The 16,635-nt window shown below is 34.2% G+C and carries 13 protein-coding genes; 5 read left to right on the top strand and 8 right to left on the bottom strand.

Features of this window, described 5'->3' with window-relative positions; genetic code table 11:
• Nucleotides 1-106 precede the first annotated feature (106 nt).
• Complete coding sequence (locus ACFSJT_RS17535) at nucleotides 107-742, bottom strand: LON peptidase substrate-binding domain-containing protein (protein ID WP_378321638.1); 636 nt, start codon at nucleotides 740-742, stop codon at nucleotides 107-109.
• 154 nt (nucleotides 743-896) lie between these two features.
• Between ACFSJT_RS17535 and lysA the strand changes: the two genes are divergently transcribed.
• Nucleotides 897-2,129: a diaminopimelate decarboxylase gene (gene lysA / locus ACFSJT_RS17530; protein ID WP_378321637.1), complete on the top strand. Its 1,233-nt coding sequence runs from the start codon at nucleotides 897-899 to the stop codon at nucleotides 2,127-2,129.
• Between the two features lie 58 nt (nucleotides 2,130-2,187).
• Here the strand turns inward: lysA and ACFSJT_RS17525 are convergent, their stop codons facing one another.
• Complete coding sequence (locus ACFSJT_RS17525; RefSeq protein WP_378321699.1) at nucleotides 2,188-3,711, bottom strand: amidohydrolase family protein; 1,524 nt, start codon at nucleotides 3,709-3,711, stop codon at nucleotides 2,188-2,190.
• Between the two features lie 304 nt (nucleotides 3,712-4,015).
• Between ACFSJT_RS17525 and ACFSJT_RS17520 the strand changes: the two genes are divergently transcribed.
• On the top strand, nucleotides 4,016-4,528 hold the full coding sequence (locus ACFSJT_RS17520) for an SRPBCC family protein (protein WP_378321636.1): 513 nt from the start codon (nucleotides 4,016-4,018) through the stop codon (nucleotides 4,526-4,528).
• Here the strand turns inward: ACFSJT_RS17520 and ACFSJT_RS17515 are convergent, their stop codons facing one another.
• The 4 genes from ACFSJT_RS17515 to guaA all read right to left on the bottom strand — a co-directional run bounded on the left by ACFSJT_RS17515 (nucleotide 4,529) and on the right by guaA (nucleotide 9,411).
• Entirely contained in the window at nucleotides 4,529-4,753 is a 225-nt protein-coding gene (locus ACFSJT_RS17515) for a DUF3820 family protein (protein WP_378321635.1), read from the bottom strand.
• Nucleotides 4,754-4,772: 19 nt separating this feature from the next.
• On the bottom strand, nucleotides 4,773-5,309 hold the full coding sequence (locus ACFSJT_RS17510) for a DUF922 domain-containing protein (RefSeq protein WP_378321634.1): 537 nt from the start codon (nucleotides 5,307-5,309) through the stop codon (nucleotides 4,773-4,775).
• Between the two features lie 359 nt (nucleotides 5,310-5,668).
• Nucleotides 5,669-7,828 (bottom strand): LysM peptidoglycan-binding domain-containing protein, encoded by a 2,160-nt coding sequence (locus ACFSJT_RS17505; RefSeq protein WP_378321633.1) that lies wholly within the window; start codon nucleotides 7,826-7,828, stop codon nucleotides 5,669-5,671.
• Nucleotides 7,829-7,878: 50 nt separating this feature from the next.
• Nucleotides 7,879-9,411, bottom strand: coding sequence for a glutamine-hydrolyzing GMP synthase (gene guaA / locus ACFSJT_RS17500; RefSeq protein WP_378321632.1), 1,533 nt, complete (start codon nucleotides 9,409-9,411; stop codon nucleotides 7,879-7,881).
• A gap of 333 nt (nucleotides 9,412-9,744) precedes the next feature.
• Here guaA and ACFSJT_RS17495 point away from each other — a divergent pair, with 333 nt between their 5' ends.
• The 3 genes from ACFSJT_RS17495 (at nucleotide 9,745) to ACFSJT_RS17485 (ending at nucleotide 14,371) form a co-directional block, all read left to right on the top strand.
• Nucleotides 9,745-11,523: a tetratricopeptide repeat protein gene (locus tag ACFSJT_RS17495; RefSeq protein WP_378321631.1), complete on the top strand. Its 1,779-nt coding sequence runs from the start codon at nucleotides 9,745-9,747 to the stop codon at nucleotides 11,521-11,523.
• A gap of 231 nt (nucleotides 11,524-11,754) precedes the next feature.
• Entirely contained in the window at nucleotides 11,755-13,716 is a 1,962-nt protein-coding gene (locus ACFSJT_RS17490; protein ID WP_378321630.1) for a thiol-activated cytolysin family protein, read from the top strand.
• Nucleotides 13,717-13,825: 109 nt separating this feature from the next.
• The gene (locus ACFSJT_RS17485; RefSeq protein ID WP_378321629.1) at nucleotides 13,826-14,371 is read left to right on the top strand and encodes a pyridoxamine 5'-phosphate oxidase family protein; all 546 of its coding nucleotides are present in this window, start codon (nucleotides 13,826-13,828) and stop codon (nucleotides 14,369-14,371) included.
• Between the two features lie 162 nt (nucleotides 14,372-14,533).
• On the opposite strand, the gene ACFSJT_RS17480 is transcribed toward ACFSJT_RS17485, so the two are convergent.
• Both ACFSJT_RS17480 and bshC read right to left on the bottom strand, forming a co-directional pair.
• Nucleotides 14,534-14,722, bottom strand: a complete 189-nt coding sequence (locus ACFSJT_RS17480) for a hypothetical protein (RefSeq protein WP_378321628.1) — start codon at nucleotides 14,720-14,722, stop codon at nucleotides 14,534-14,536.
• A 292-nt stretch (nucleotides 14,723-15,014) separates the two neighbouring features.
• The gene (gene bshC, locus ACFSJT_RS17475; RefSeq protein WP_378321627.1) at nucleotides 15,015-16,610 is read right to left on the bottom strand and encodes a bacillithiol biosynthesis cysteine-adding enzyme BshC; all 1,596 of its coding nucleotides are present in this window, start codon (nucleotides 16,608-16,610) and stop codon (nucleotides 15,015-15,017) included.
• Between the last annotated feature and the right edge of the window lie 25 nt (nucleotides 16,611-16,635).

Genomic DNA, 16,635 nt, shown 5'->3' with positions numbered 1-16,635 from the left:
GAGTCCCAAAAATATGAAAAGTGAAATTACTGTGCCAATCTTTTAGGGTAAAAAACTTCTGGGAAGTTTTACTCATAAAAGAGTAGTAAATTAAAATATGTAAACTTTATAGTTGGAAGTCTTCAAAATCTAAAGGGTCGAAGTTTTTAAAATGTCCATTCATCTGTATTACCTCTTTAGCTCTATTCATTTCCCGTACAACAGGAATGGTAACTTTAAGATGTCCTATTAAGTAATTCAACCTTTCCAATTCGCTACGCAATGTCAATAAATGATATTCTTGGTGTAGTGCCAAGCCTACTTTATGTGCTACCTGATAACTAATAAAAGGAATATCAAATACAGGGGGATTCTCTATAGTAAGCTCGACATATAAAATGGCAATATTTTTAAGTAATTCTTCCTGAAGGTCTTCCGCACTTCCATCGTTGTCTTCAAGAAATTCTACTTCTCCACCCGCATAAAGTTTACCTGGTAGTTTTTCATGAAAACTTTTGACTCTAAAGATTCTTTTTCCAAGGCAAATCACATCGCTTTCTCCTCCTGGATATTTCTTGGATATTTTTTGAAGTTTTACTTCGGTACCATAGTCAAGCGTCTTATTAATAAAAGTAGGTATTCCAAAGGTGATATCATCCTCTTTACAGTCTTTAATTAGTTGTTGATATCGTTCCTCAAAAATATGCAAAGGTAGGCGTTCGCCAGGATAAACGACAGTCTGTAGAGGAAAAAGCGGAAGCATAATTTTTTTTGTTAAAAGTACTAATTTACTCGCTTTATACGCCCTAAATACAAGTTAAAAATCTAAAAATCTATCGTTGAGTAGATTTTTTCTTCTTACGATATCAATATCTATAATTTTATTGATAATTTCGTAAGCTTAAATTTGTGACACTATGGAAAACGAAAATTTATTAGTAGTAGCGAGAAAGTTTGGGAGTCCGGTTTATGTATATGACTCCTCAAAGATTATTTCACAGTATAATCGTTTGTTTGATGCCTTTAAGAAGGTCAAACGGGTAAAGCTAAATTATGCGGTAAAGGCACTTTCTAATCTTGCTATTTTAAAGCTAATGAATTCATTAGGTGCTGGACTAGATACGGTATCTATTCAAGAAGTAAAATTAGGATTATTAGCTGGTGTGAAACCAGAGGATATTATTTTTACCCCTAACGGCGTTTCATTAGAAGAAATAGAACAAGTTTCTAAGATGGGGGTACAAATTAATATTGATAACCTTTCCATTCTAGAACAATTTGGCACAAAACATCCCAATGTACCGGTATGTATACGTATAAATCCACATGTATTAGCTGGAGGCAATAGTAAAATTTCAGTAGGACATATAGATAGCAAGTTTGGTATTTCTATTCACCAAATTCCGCATATCTTAAGAATAGTAGAAAATACGGGAATGAATATTAACGGTATCCATATGCATACTGGAAGTGATATTCTGGATATTGAAGTATTTTTATATGCAAGTGAGATTCTGTTTGAAACGGCAAAGAACTTTCATGATTTAGATTTTATAGATTTTGGAAGCGGATTTAAAGTACCCTACAAACCTGGCGATATAGAAACCAATATTGAAGAGCTTGGAGAGAAATTAACCAAACGCTTTAATTCTTTTTGTAAAGAATATGGAAAAGAACTGACATTAGGTTTTGAGCCTGGTAAATTTTTGGTTAGTGAAGCGGGGTATTTCTTGGCAAAAGTTAATGTGGTAAAGCAAACTACTTCTACTGTTTTTGCAGGAATAGATAGTGGACTTAATCATTTAATCAGACCCATGTTTTATGGATCTCACCATGAAATCATAAATGTTTCTAATCCAGAAGGAAGAGAACGTTTTTATTCTATAGTGGGGTATATCTGTGAGACCGATACATTTGCGACCAACAGAAGAATTCCTGAAATCACCGAAGGTGATATTATTGCTTTTAAAAATGCCGGAGCTTATTGTTTTTCAATGTCAAGTAATTATAATTCTCGTTATCGTCCTGCAGAAGTGCTATGGCATAATGGAGAAGCTCATTTAATACGTAAGCATGAAGATTTTGAAGATTTGACTAAAAATCAAGTAGATATAGATATATTTTCTAAAGTTAAGGAATCGGTATCTTAGTGATAGATATCTAATCTAAAAAGAGGTGTCTGACAAAAATCAGACACCTCTTTTTAAGTTATTGCTTTACCCCTGGTTGTAAAATCTTAAAATTTTCCTTTTTCTTGGCTTCATCTACCATTCTTTTTACATCAGCAAGCAGTTTTTTAGCGTCATAAATAATTCCATCCTTGATGGTATAGCGAACCCCACCTACTCTTACCACATCGTTATCTTCTGTTAAACGAACTGCACCAGTACCATATAAAACTTTTATATTCTTTAGCGGGTTTTCATCAATAACTACAAAATCTGCAAGTTTACCGACTTCAATAGTTCCGATTTTATCAGAAACCCCGAGAGCCTCTGCTCCATTTAAGGTAGCAGATCTTATGACTTCAAGAGGGTGAAAACCGGCTTCTCTTAGCAGCTCTAATTCTCTTACATATGCAAAACCATATAACTGAAAAATGAAACCTGAATCAGATCCTGTGGTTACTCTTCCACCTCTATTTTTGTACTCATTGATAAAGGTCATCCACAAGCGATAATTCTCTCGCCAGGCGACTTCTTGCTCTGTACCCCAATCATGCCAATACGAGCCGTGTGAAATTTTACTGGGCTGATAAAAACGCCACAATGAAGGAAGTGTATATTCTTCGTGCCACTCTGCACGACGTGCACGTTGTAAATCTCTACTGGCTTCATAAATATTAAAGGTAGGATCCAAAGTGAAATCAAGTGCTATAAGTTCATTCATCACAGTATTCCAATGGTCAGAATAAGGTTTTGCAGCCTGTTTCCATAATTTTCCTGCTTCTTCAAATCGATCTTGTTCATTTTGATAATTGTAATCCAACGGATAATGTTGTACAGTTTTATCCTCAAACAGCGCTTCAGGAAGTCCATACCAATGTTCCATAGAAGTAAGTCCGGCTCGAGCAGAGTTTAAAACATTCCAACGTGCTACATCTGTTTGTGCGTGGTGACAAGCAGAACGTAATCCTAACTTTTTATTCTCGTCTAAGGCTGCCGCCATAATATCAGGAGCAGCACCAAAAAATTTGATTCCATCTGCACCTTTTTTAGCATTTTCTCTTACCCAATTTCGTGCCATTTCAGGACTGCTAATGGGCTCATTGCTTCCCTGGCCAAAACCTGTATAGGCAAAAATGCGAGGAGCTACAATTTCATTCTTCTCACTAGATCGTTTTAGTTTCATGGTCCAATCAAGCCCTCTCCCACTTGGTTCTCTTACTGTAGTTATCCCATGTGCCATCCACAGCTTAAAAACATAGTCAGCTTCAGCACCTTGTGCTACTCCACCAATATGACCATGCATATCTACAAATCCAGGTAAAATATACTTTCTCTCGGCATTAATTTCTTTACCTCCTGGTTTTAATTTTGGTCGCTTACTTTCGTCAATAGGAACTCCAGGATATCCTACTACTTTTATATCTTTAATGATATTATTCTCTACTACTATATCAACCGGACCTCTGGGAGGTGATCCATTACCGTTGATTAGTGTAACCCCTCTAATAATAAACTGAGAAAAAGGCCCTTCACCAAATTCTTGGGCTTTTAACTGCAAACCCATAAAAAAAATGACACTCCAAAGTAGATATTCTTTTATTTTCATGTTGAAAAATTGAGATTTGTGTTTGTGTTTGTGTTTGTGTTTGTGTTTGTGTTTGTGTTTGTGTTTGTGTTTGTGTTTGTAAAGAAACATGATCTTGAATTTCTTACAATGCTTAAACTTACAGAATTCGTTGTAAAATCAGATAATTACTATGAAGATTTTAACTTATTAAAATTTAACATTCTGAAATATAGATATTTAACTATTTTTAATATTGTTTTTTATTATTTTTAGGAAACCACCTAATCAAATTATTTTACTCATGGAAAAGTTACAATGGGATTCATTTACCAAAAAAATCTATATCCATTCGCCTATTAAAAAACTATATGATTTATGGGCGACTACTGCAGGAATTACATCATGGTTTTTAAAAAATGCTGAATATAAAAGTCTCGAAGGTGTCATTAGAAAACCTTCAGAATATATTCAAAAAGGCGATACCTACGTCTGGCAATGGTATAACTGGGATGGAAAAGAAGAAGGAGAGGTTATTTCGGCTAATGGAAAAGATTATATAGAAATATCTTTTGAATCGTCTAAAGTATCGATCAAACTTGAACAGAAAAATAATGTGACTATTGTAATCTTGACACAATTTGATATTCCAGTTGATGAAGAGAGCAAACTAAAAGTATACTATGGATGCAGTAATGGATGGACATTTTGGCTTGCTAATTTAAAGGCTTTTGTAGAGCATGGAGTTCTACTAAACGAAACAAAAATAAATTTAAAGGTAAATGAACTTGCTGGTTATGAATTTGTAAATATGTAACTATATATTTTTAATATTTCTAACTAAATACTCTAAGCCATTAATTTTTAGTTCGTAAACCGTTTGCATTTGTTGTCCGAGCAGTCCTTTTGGAAAACCTTTGTTAGCGTACCATACGATATAATACTCGGGTAGATCAATAAGATATCGGTCTTTGTATTTGCCGAAAGGCATCTTGGTATGAGCTAATTTGATTAAGAAATCTTTTTGAGGCTGAAGATTCATACCTTACGTAGAAATAAGATTATTTGGTATAATCTCTGTAGTACCACATGAGAGTTTTTATTTTTTTCTCCCATTTTTTCTGATTGACTTCGTTTCTAGAATGATCTGTTTCTTCATCGTATCTCTCCTGCATATTGATTCTCATTCTTTCCACCAGCTTATACATTTTATTAAGATCTCTTCTAATATTTTGGCCCGCTTTATATTCTTTTAATCTTTTTCTCATTATTCGGGCATGCAATTCAGAAATGTCAAAATGTAATTGCTCATGTAGAAGAAGAGGTTTAGACATTTGACCACGTTTTACCCATGATAAAGAAGGATAACAAAAGCTATCTACCTGGTAATTTAATTCTATATCTCCTTTGTCTTTACCGTAGGCCCATTGGTAAGTTATTCCTGTATTAACACTAGCGTCAAAATTACTACTCATTTCTGGCCTACCCCTAAAATCGGACCAATCTAATTCGCTTCTTTCAGCATATGAAAACTTCCCTACATAACCATTATTATTGGCAACAAATAAAAATAAAACAATAGTAAAGTATTTACCCATAATTGTAACAATTATGCCCAACCAAAAGTTATATTTCCTCTATTTCAAAGCACTTGATGTACAGTATGGGGCAATATACTGCTAGTGCTATTCAAAATAGATGTATTATCACTCTAAATATACAGAATTTAGAATTGAATATAAATTATTTTTTAATGTATTCCTTACAATCTTGAATGATCAATTATAGTGCCAAAAAAAACCTATTTCATAGAGAAATCCTAGAAAAGAGGTAATCTTAACATATCCAAATATATAGAAAAATCTCTTTTTATTCTAATTGAATATATTATTTTATTAACATAAGAATAAATTTCTATGATATTACTAGTATACTTAAATCCTTCTATACTTTTATTTTACTGAGATTCTTCGGCTACTGTGAGCTTCAAATCATCATCGAATTTGATTAGATATGTGGCATTATTGTAATACCCTCCCAGCAGTTTTTTCTCATAATTGAATTTGTTCTCTACATATTCTGTAGTACCTTTAAAAGAAACACCGCTGTAAAGATCATCTGCCGACCCTAACCTCATTAGTATATCATATGCAATATCGAAACCACGAATGGCCCAATTATTAGGGTCTATGCCATATTCTTTTTTGTACCTCTTGGTGAATGGAGTTATTTGTTCCTTTCCTTCAACTTCTTTTTCGTCAAATTCTTTATCTACCGATGGATAATGCAAATGCAGCTTTGACAAGTTTTCATTTTTGACACTATCATTATCAAAAGCACTATTCTTATCGGAAGTAAACAGAGTAATTTGATGACTTTCTGCTTTTGCACTTAGTAAAGGGATAACATTACTTAGCATGGCCACATCATCGGATTCCAGAAACACCCAATTCGGTTTATTTTCAACCAAAACCTTATTAAGATGAACTTCGTAGAGGTAATTTCCTTCTTCAATTCTAGCCACTTTTGCTCCTGGAAATTTAGCAATTAGTTTCTCCTTAATTTTTTCGTGCTTTTTGCCTTGTTGCACGATAATAATAATGTTCTTATCTGTAGAATCTTTTTCTACAAAAGATATTATTTTATCCTGAAGCATTATATTGGTTGGCCTAGTCTGAAAGAAATTATCATATAAACTTGATTCTTTTCTAGAAGCTGGCGAAAAAACAGGTGTATTGTACTTTTTAAGCCCAGCTGCGACAGTTTCTAAGTTATTTTGATAAAGTGGTCCAATTACCGCATCTGTACTATCAAAACTATTTTCACGAAGTAATTTCTCGATATACTCCCTATTATTATTCTTTTTAGTATCATATACGTTAAGTTCTGTAGTAATTCCTTTGGTTCTTGCAGAATCAACTGCTATCAAGATACCACTATATAAATCTAATGCGATCCTAAGACTCTGCTTATTTTTGAGATATTCCTCTGTTTCCTGTATAGCTTCAAAATTTAAAGTATCAAGACTAAAAGGTAACATAACCGCTACTTTCTTAGGCTTAAAATTGTATAATTTGCTTGCCAAATCGAGATATTGCCCCTGAGGTATGTCAACAGCTACAGTATCTTTGGGTATCGTAATCACCATACCTGCTTTTAGTCCTTCCCTTAAATACGGATTCATGTTGAATAATGAATCTGAAGAAATTCCTGTACGTTTTAAAATCCCAAAAATAGTCTCTTTGGGTTTTACCTTATAGAGCTCAAATCCTGGTTGTATTGAATCTTTCAGGGATACAAAAATGGTGGTAGGCACTGTAATCTCCATACCAATAGGAAAATCAGGATCCATACCGGGATTAAGCTGCTCTAACTGAGATATCGTAATTCCATGTCTTCTTGCAATTCCGTATTTTGTTTCTTTCGGCTTTATTTTATATTTGGTTGTAGTGGTAATCCTACTACCAATACTATCAATAACTACAGGAGTTGTTATCGATTCTTTAGCAAATACTGGTATCCTAATTTTGTCTTTCTTTTTAATTTGCTCGGAATACAATCTTTTATTTTGCTTTTTTATATCTTCAACAGTTACATTGTATTTTTTAGCAATTCCAAATAGAGTTTCTTTTCGCTTTACCTTATGCGTTATGTAACGAATAATTTTAGGCCCCTCTGGAATTACTTTAAGACTGTCTAATACTGAGTCTTTATTTTCCTGAGCTCCATCAATCGCGGTAAGATTTTTTTTCTCAATTTTACCAACTTTAAGAATCTGTCCGATATTTATACCGTTAATCGCTTCTGGATTGAGAATATAGATAGTTTCTTGAGAGATGTTATACTTTTGCGATAGATTAAAAACAGTATCTCCTTTCTCAACAACGTGAGTTTTATATTCCTGATCGTCTGTCACAGGAATAGCAAGGATTTGCCCTTCTTTTATACCATCTTTGGCAGTGGGGTTAATTTTATAAATCGCCTCAGGTGTCGTATTATATCGTTTTGCTATTCGATATACATTCTCTCCTTTGGCAACCGTATGACTCTTATATTGTTGTGCTATGGCAGCATTACCAATAATCAACATTATAAAGAACAATAAAAACTTTTTCATTTAATTTATTTTTAATTCCCCAACTCCAAAATTACAATATAGTTATATTTCTATTCCCACTCTATCGTAGCTGGAGGTTTTGAGCTTATATCATATACTACTCTATTAACGCCTTTTACCCGGTTTATTATTGTGTTAGAGGTTTTTTGCAAAAATTCATAGGGTAAGTTCACCCAATCTGCTGTCATACCATCTGTACTTTCAACAGCTCGCAATGCAACGCAGTTTTCATAGGTTCTCTCGTCCCCCATTACCCCTACACTTTGCACAGGTAATAAAATTGCTCCTGCCTGCCAAACTTTATCATACAACCCATTTTCTTTTAACCCATTAATAAAAATAGCATCAACTTCTTGTAAGATAGCTACTTTTTCTGGAGTTATATCTCCCAATATCCTGATAGCCAATCCAGGTCCGGGGAAGGGATGTCTACCCAGTAAATCCTTATCCATATTCATTGAAGCTCCAACGCGACGTACCTCATCCTTAAATAACATCTTTAAGGGCTCTACTATCTTTAACTTCATATAATCGGGTAACCCCCCTACATTATGATGACTTTTTATCGTTGCGCTTGGACCACCGGTTACCGAGACACTTTCGATAACATCTGGATATATAGTACCTTGTGCTAACCAGGCAACATCCTTAATAGCATGTGCTTCATCATCAAAAACTTCGATAAATACTCTCCCAATAGCTTTACGCTTTTTTTCCGGATCGCTTTCTCCTGCAAGAGCTTCCAAAAAACGTGCCGAAGCATCTACACCTTTTACATTGAGTCCCATTCCTTCATAACGCTTCAGGACGGTCGAGAATTCATTTTTACGAAGCAAACCATTATTTACAAAAATACAATGAAGGTTTTTACCAATAGCTTTATGTAACAACATAGCCGCAACTGAAGAATCCACACCTCCAGAAAGGCCTAATACAACCTTATCATTTCCCAATTGCTCTTTTAGTTTGTCTACCGTTTCCTCTACAAAAGAATCTGGTGTCCAATCCTGAGCAACACCGGCGATATGTACTAGAAAATTCTCTAGCAGTTGTGTTCCATCTTTGGTATGGTACACTTCTGGATGAAATTGAATAGCGTAGGTCTTCTCTCCACTAATTTTGAAAGCAGCATTTTCTACGTCATGAGTACTTGCCAAAAGCTCTCCGTTGGTTGGTAGTCTTTTAATCGTATCACTATGACTCATCCAAACTTGTGAGCCTTTTGAAATGTTTTGAAACAATTCATTATCGCCAACATAAGACAAATTTGCTCGTCCGTACTCACGTGTATTAGATTCTGCCACTTCCCCACCACCGAAATGCGCAAGGTATTGTGCCCCATAACAAATACCTAGTAGTGGCTTTTTACCGCGTATCTCGCTAAGATCCGGATGAGCTACGTTGTCTCCCCGAACTGATAGTGGACTACCTGATAATATAACAGCATGATAACTGTTAATGTCTTTTGGAGGTTTATTATATGGATGTATTTCTGAATAAATATTGAGCTCTCTTACGCGACGCCCAATAAGTTGTGTTACCTGTGACCCGAAGTCTAGAATAAGTACCTTGTTGTTTTGCATAGGCAAAAATAAAATTAAATTGATAACCCTGAAATCCTAAATTGATAATTTTTGGAAAGCTTATTACTTTTATTAATTATCAAATCTATTATATAGTATTATGTAAAAACAAAACTATTAAGAATGCTTTGGTAAACCAATGCAAAAATTTCACTTTATACCCCGCAAAAGAATGCAGAATCCGCTAGCTAACAAAATGATAAAATAATTATTTGTACATTTAATAGATCAACCATCTATCTTATGGGCTCTTTTCTAAAACCACTTCTCCTTTTGGGATGTCTTTGTTGTTATTATTCGATGTTTGCCCAAAACAAAAAAAAAATAGATAGCTTGCAAAAAATTATCGCCGAAACCGATATTGATACGGTCAAAGCCATAAACTATCTATGGATTGCCGAATATAGCATGTACAATGATCCTAAACTCACATTAGATGTTATTAATAAAGCCGAACTATTATATAAGAAGAGCAATTATTCTCAACAAATGGGAAAAGTCTATGGTCAAAAAGCAAATTATTATTATAGACAGGGAAAAATAGATTCGGCAAGGCATTATTTAGAAGCATCTGCAGTTTTTTTTCTAGAACAAAAGGATACATTAAGAGCTGCAAACATCAGACATAACATTGGGATTTTAGATCATTATCAAGGTAATACAGAAAGTGCTATTTCCATTATGGAAAGTAATATCCCTGTTTTTATACAACTAAAAGATTCTTTACGATTAGGTAATACTTATCACATGATTGGAAGTATTTTTAAATCGAAAGGCTATTATAATATTTCCTTAAAAAATATGCTTAAAGCCTTAAAAATTCACCAAAAGGTAAAGGATAATTTTAGAATGGCAGAAGACCTTCTTCAAATAGGAATTACATACCAGGCACTTGAAGAACACAAAAAAGCAATCGAAATTTTCAAAGAAAGCTATGAATTATATGAAAAAGAAGAAAACATACAAAACATAGCACATATCCTAAACTATATAGGATCTTCTAATGTAGCCCTGAAAAAGTATGAACAGGCCGAAAAAAATTTCAAAGAAGCATTAGAACTTTCTATTGCACAAGAGTACAAAGCTAATATCGCTAGAACTTATGTTAATTTTGGCAACTTAGAATATGAAAAGGAAAATTATACTACTGCTATCGATTTTCTAACAAAAGGATATGAGATCTGGCAAACAATTTCCTCTCCTTTTAGTGAAGCAGATGTTCTTTTCGATATAGGAAAAGCAACTTTAGCCAACAAAGAGTATAGCAAATCGGTCCAATTTTTTGATAAAAGTATCCAACTAGGAGATTCAATTAACGATCCAAGGGTTTTAACCAAAGCACATCTCTATAAATCAACTGCTCTCGAAAAGTTAAGTAAATACAAAGAATCTCTAGAAAGTTTTAAAAAGAATAAAACATTCAGCGATACCATTTTTACTGCAGAAAATCGTCGTGCAACGAAAGAATTACAAATCGTTTATGAAACAGAGAAAAAAGAGCAAGAAATAGCGCTTCAGAAAAGTGAAATTGAATTATTGGAACAAAAGGCTAAAACCAATAATTTACAACGTATTTTGCTAGGAGCTGGTTTATTTCTCTCTTTTGTCATCTTCGGCCTCGGTGTGTATGGGCTTCGACAAAAAATAAAGCGTAATAAACTCGAAAAGGAAAAACTAGATAGTGAATTGGCTTTTAAAAAGAAAGAACTTACTACCCATGCTTTGCACCTCGCCAAAAAAAATGAAGTATTAGAAGGATTAAAACAAAAAGCAGAAGAACTAAAAACATCTCAAAACGATACTAATGGTTACCAACAGTTAATACACACTATCAATTTTGATTTGCAAGATGACAACAACTGGGAGAATTTTGCCAGATATTTTGAAGAAGTTCATAAAGACTTTAATAGCAACGTTAAGAAGAAATATCCAGATGTTACGTCAAACGAATTACGCTTGATGGCTCTCTTGAAAATGAATTTATCTTCAAAAGAGATGGCAAATATCCTAAATATTTCTCAGGAAGGAATCAAAAAAGCCAGATACCGCCTTCGAAAGAAACTTCAAATCACTACCGACGCCTCTTTGCAAGATACCGTATTAAACCTCTAAAAACAGGGGTTTATACTCTTACTTTCTTTTTATTATCTACTTAATTTTTAGGTGTCCACTGTTTGTCCACTGCTTAATTTTCCTTACAACAAATCAACACTTTAAGTTTGTAATGTCATTAAGTTGACTCGTATTGTTTTGTCGGTGTTCTGTCCGAATTAGGGGCTGCAGACTTTAGCGGACAGATCACACAAAATGATGATAATTAATAAACCACAAAACATTTTAATTATGAAAACTCGTAAAAAAAACTTGGGAAAATTATTACTAATCCTTTTCACCGGATTGGTAATAGCATGTAGTAAAGATGATGGAGAAGATACGGTAGATCCAGGAAGTAACACAGATCCACAAACCGTTGCAGAGGTCATAGCTCTTGGTGATGATTTTGAAACTTTTCCATCCTCACGAAAGTCTGATACGCTATCGACTAGTGAACCATTTAATAATGATTACGACAAAACCTTAGAAGATGGTTCTGAGGTAGAACAACGTTGGATATGTACCAGAAAAAAAGTAAGTGTATTGGATGGTAATGGAGAGTTTCCATTGTTTAATACTAACGCTTCTATAATCTGGCCTGGTAACCTATTACAAGGAAAAACGTTATCCAATGCAACCCCTTCTGATATAGTTATTAAAAGGGCTCGGGGTAAAATTTCTTATAATTTAGTCACTGGGAACCCGGTCGCCACAAGAGAAGTTGATGAAATAGATCAAGGTACAGTTGCACAAGCAATGAACGATATTGTCGCTCAAAATGGAGACATCGTTCCGGCAAATTTTGATCTCAAGGTAGAATCAATAAACTCAAAAGAGCAGTTAGCATTAGAGATGGGTCTAAGCGTTTCTACTTTTGCATCAAAAGTATCTACAAACTTCTCTTTGAATACAAGTTCTGAGTATAGTAGTGTTCTGGTCAAATTAACGCAAGCTTATTATACTATGAACTACGTTAAGCCCACCAGTCTTGATGAAGTATTTGATTCTAGTGTTACTCCAGAGCAATTAGGAAAATTTGTTCAGGCTGATAATCCAGCGACTTTTATCTCATCGGTTACGTATGGAAGAATATTTTATATGTTGTATGAGTCTACAGCATCTGCACAAGACATGAAGCTTGCTTTAAATGGAGCTTACGGAGGCTTAACAACTAAAGTAGAAGGCAATGTAGATCTCGAATTTTTAAGAGAATATAACAACTTAAGTATTAAAGTCATTGCATATGGTGGAGATGCACAAGGAACATTTGAGACCGTTGGAACTGTATTGGATGGAGATGAAGGAGTAAATAACTTGCAAAATCTATTAAACAGACTGGGTGAATCTACCAATATCGCTGCAGGACTGCCACTATCCTATGTTGTAAACAGTTTGGAAGACCCTAGCCAGATTGTAGGGACAAAACTAGCCACAGAATATGATGTTGTAAATTGTGAACTAAAAGGAATTTTGCCTCCTGAGGGCTATAAATCAATCGTTGATCTATTCAAAGATGATGAAGATGGTGGAGGAATTGGTGCAATGACCCAAATAGCAAAAAGTAATATTTTGATATTTAATAAACTCGGTACCAAATATGCCTGGTATAATGGTGCTACTGGTATGGTTAAAGGAATATTTAGTATTACCGATACAAATTCACCATTAGGTGAAGTACCTTTGGATAATGTAGGTGCTGCTACGCAATTATCCGACACCAGAATATATTTCTTTGATAAAACAGGATTGAGTGCTTCCAGGTTTAAATATAGTAAAGGGGATACTACATTAGGAACGGTTGGTGATGCCCCTACAACTCCTGTTGGAACTTTTCTTGACCCCAGAGACCAACCATTCATTGTTAATATTGGTTTTGGTGATTCAGGTAATTTTCCTTTTGTAAATGAAGGTTTTGGTGCTGGTGTACGAGTTGGGGTAAGCACGATAGCATTCTTTGGAAAGTCAGGAGAAAAATACGCTCTATATTCTACTAGTGAAGGTTCCTGGGAAGCCACACAGAATTCTAACACCTGGTTTAACGGAATTTCAAATACAAATGGTACGTTATTTGAAAAAGTTGGAGCCGCTGCCTTTATAGAATTTTCAAACAGTACTGGAAGATATTTATTAGCCAACGAAGATGGTACTGAAATCATGCAATATCAATCAACCCCAGTTAGAACATTTGAAGGTCCATGGGTTATAAATTAAATACTATGTCGAATTAGTTATGAAGAGGCATCCAAATTTGGATGCCTTTTTTTGATCTTCCTTTATAAATTGATTAACTTTATAAGAATAACCACAATTATTATTACCAATGACCGAAATCATCTTCTCTACCATTATAAACGATCTTAAAAAAGCCACCAAAACGACGGGACACCCGTTTAGATATTTCACACTAGGAACCTCAAGTATTAATGGTACTCCAAGATTAAGAACTGTTGTACTTCGGGATATAGATGAGCAATTAAATCTAATGGTGTATACAGATAAAAGATCTAGAAAAATTACTCATATTAATGAACATAATACGGTAAGTCTTCTTTTTCTTGATACTGACAGATTAATTCAACTCTCAATAAGAGCGAAAGCTGAGATTATTACTGATGACAGTACCCTAAAAAAGATTTGGGAACAGGTCCCTCAAAAATCAAGAAAAGATTATACCACTCAGTTGGCTCCTGGTGAAGAAATTAAGAATCCCGAGCAGGTAGACTTTCTGGAAGAAAAACACTTCTTTACCGCTGTTAAATTAATTCCCGATAAAATTGAATACCTGCGTTTAAAAAGACCAGCCCACATTCGTGTGTTATTTGAGAAAGAAAAGAACGAATGGGAGGGATCTTTTCTGGTACCTTGATCGTATGAATCTAAACATACTTTGTATAAAGTATTGTATTACCTTAATTACATGCGATTGTCCAGTCAATTTTTTAGCGTAAAGCGCAAAATTTAGAAAATATTTTTGACCAACTACAAAGCGTACTTCATTTTAATATTTTCACTACAAAAAATATTGATACTAAGAATGTGTGTTAAAGCATTGTATCGTATACCGTTGCATTTCTTTTGAAAATTCGAAGGTGGCTTCTGAAATTGAAACATCAAATACATTAGATAAAGAAGTCTTATTTCTTTTTTGGCTTAAATTCTCAAAATCAGAAGACGTGTTAACGTTTGTGTCGTTCTTACGTATTGCTATTGTATTCATAAAAATAGATTTAAAGGTTTTACCTAGTTATTCTACTGATAAAATTAATTTATCCAGATTTGAAATTAGCAATTATATGTATTCTTATCATTTTTATAACACAGTTTTATCGATCTGAAAATATCAGAGTACTGAAGATACCACATCAACAATAAAATCCGCTTTATTTTATGTATTCTCCATCACTTTATAAACTATCTAAGTGATAGGGAACCTTTGAGTCAGCTTATACAAATGATTTTGAAGTAAAATAACTCCATTATAAAAATTAAACACCCTGATTTTAGATATTCTATTTTTTAATAACGATAAATTCTCCTTTGAATGGATCAAGATACTCGATTAGAGTTGGAATCAAATCCTCGCCATATTCCAAATACATCTCAGAGAAGTTTGTAGTACGTTCTTGTAAGCTTTGATTAGGGAACAATTCGTTTTGAATAGCCGTTAATCGTTTTACATGATCACTTAGTTTGCGCCGCTGTGCTTTTAACAAACGTTTCTCCAGCATATCCAATCCTTTAAGTTGTTTTGCTTCCTGGGCTTTTACTGCATTCAGAAAAGTGACATCAGTTTGTTTTGCTAACTCATACATCTCCTTAAACTGTTCTTGCAGATGTTTGCGCTGTGGATCAAAATCAATATCTATGTTTGATATTTGTCGCACCTTTCGATTGATCAACTCATGCTGTTTTAAAAACAATTCTGTATCTGAAATATTTAGTTTTTCGATTTTATCTGCTTGTTTTTGGGTCTGAATCAATACCGAATTTCGTAGTAACAACATCGGGAAAGGCACTTTAACGGCTTTAAAATAATCTTTCAACTCAAACCAATAGGCTAATTCTCCTCCCCCACCTATATAGCAAAGGTTGGGCAAAATTACCTCTTGATACAAAGGACGCATCATGACATTAGGACTAAATCGCTCGGGCACCTCATGGAGGTGTTTTATTAGCTCACTCTTGCTCCAACGTATTTCTGTTTCGTTTACAAAATAGCTACCCTCTTGTTCAATGATACGCTCACGAACACCTTCTGCCAGATAAAAAAGATTTATCTCTCTGGGGTTTACCTGCACTTTATATCCTAACTCTTCTAAAGCATTTGCCTTTGGGAGTACATTGGTGTACGATACTTGTTCTGTAAGCTCTTTTTCTACAAAAGGTACAAAAAGACGTTTCAATTCTCGATCGTCACCATCAATGATCATCAAACCATGAGCACCAAATAATTCATTAGCCAGATATCGCGTGGCTTCAGCAAGATTAGTATGCTTTATATAAGCGTTTTCAAAAAGTGATTTTAGTTGTTCTGCATGGTTTCCCATACCAATTTCCGAAGAAAAAACTTCGAATACTTTATCTAGTCCCTGGGTATCAAAAACTCCTACAGCACCACCATCTTCTCGATTCCATTGTATTTTTTTTCCGAAGAGATTGAAATAGTTGATCTCGTCAAAATCATGATCTTCAGTAGCCATCCAATAAACAGGTACAAAATCATGTTCAGGATACTTTTCTTTTAAAACCCTGGTCAAATTAATCGTAGAAATGATCTTGTATAAAAAATAAAGAGGTCCTGTAAAAAGGTTTAATTGATGCCCTGTGGTAATCGTAAATGTTGAGGACTGTTGTAAAGACTCCATATTTTCCTTGGTAGCATCAGAAATGGTAATACCCTTATATTGATTTTGCAAAGATCGCACTAATACTTTTCTGTGTTCCTGAGAGAAGGATTGCTGCTTTTCATCTATTTGAGCTTTAAAATTCTCAAGTTTGGGAAAACGATTGTAAAATGGCTGCAATTCAGCTTTTTGGTCTAAATAATCACAAATAAGGGATGAAAAGTAATTCGTATCTCTAAACGGAATACAGTCACTAGGCATATACTACTTTTTTTAAGACGATAAA

This window comes from Aquimarina celericrescens (assembly GCF_042682765.1).
GTDB lineage: Bacteria > Bacteroidota > Bacteroidia > Flavobacteriales > Flavobacteriaceae > Aquimarina > Aquimarina celericrescens.
The sequence above is the reverse complement of the archived record's forward strand: the minus strand, read 5'-3'. Positions and strand labels throughout refer to the sequence as shown.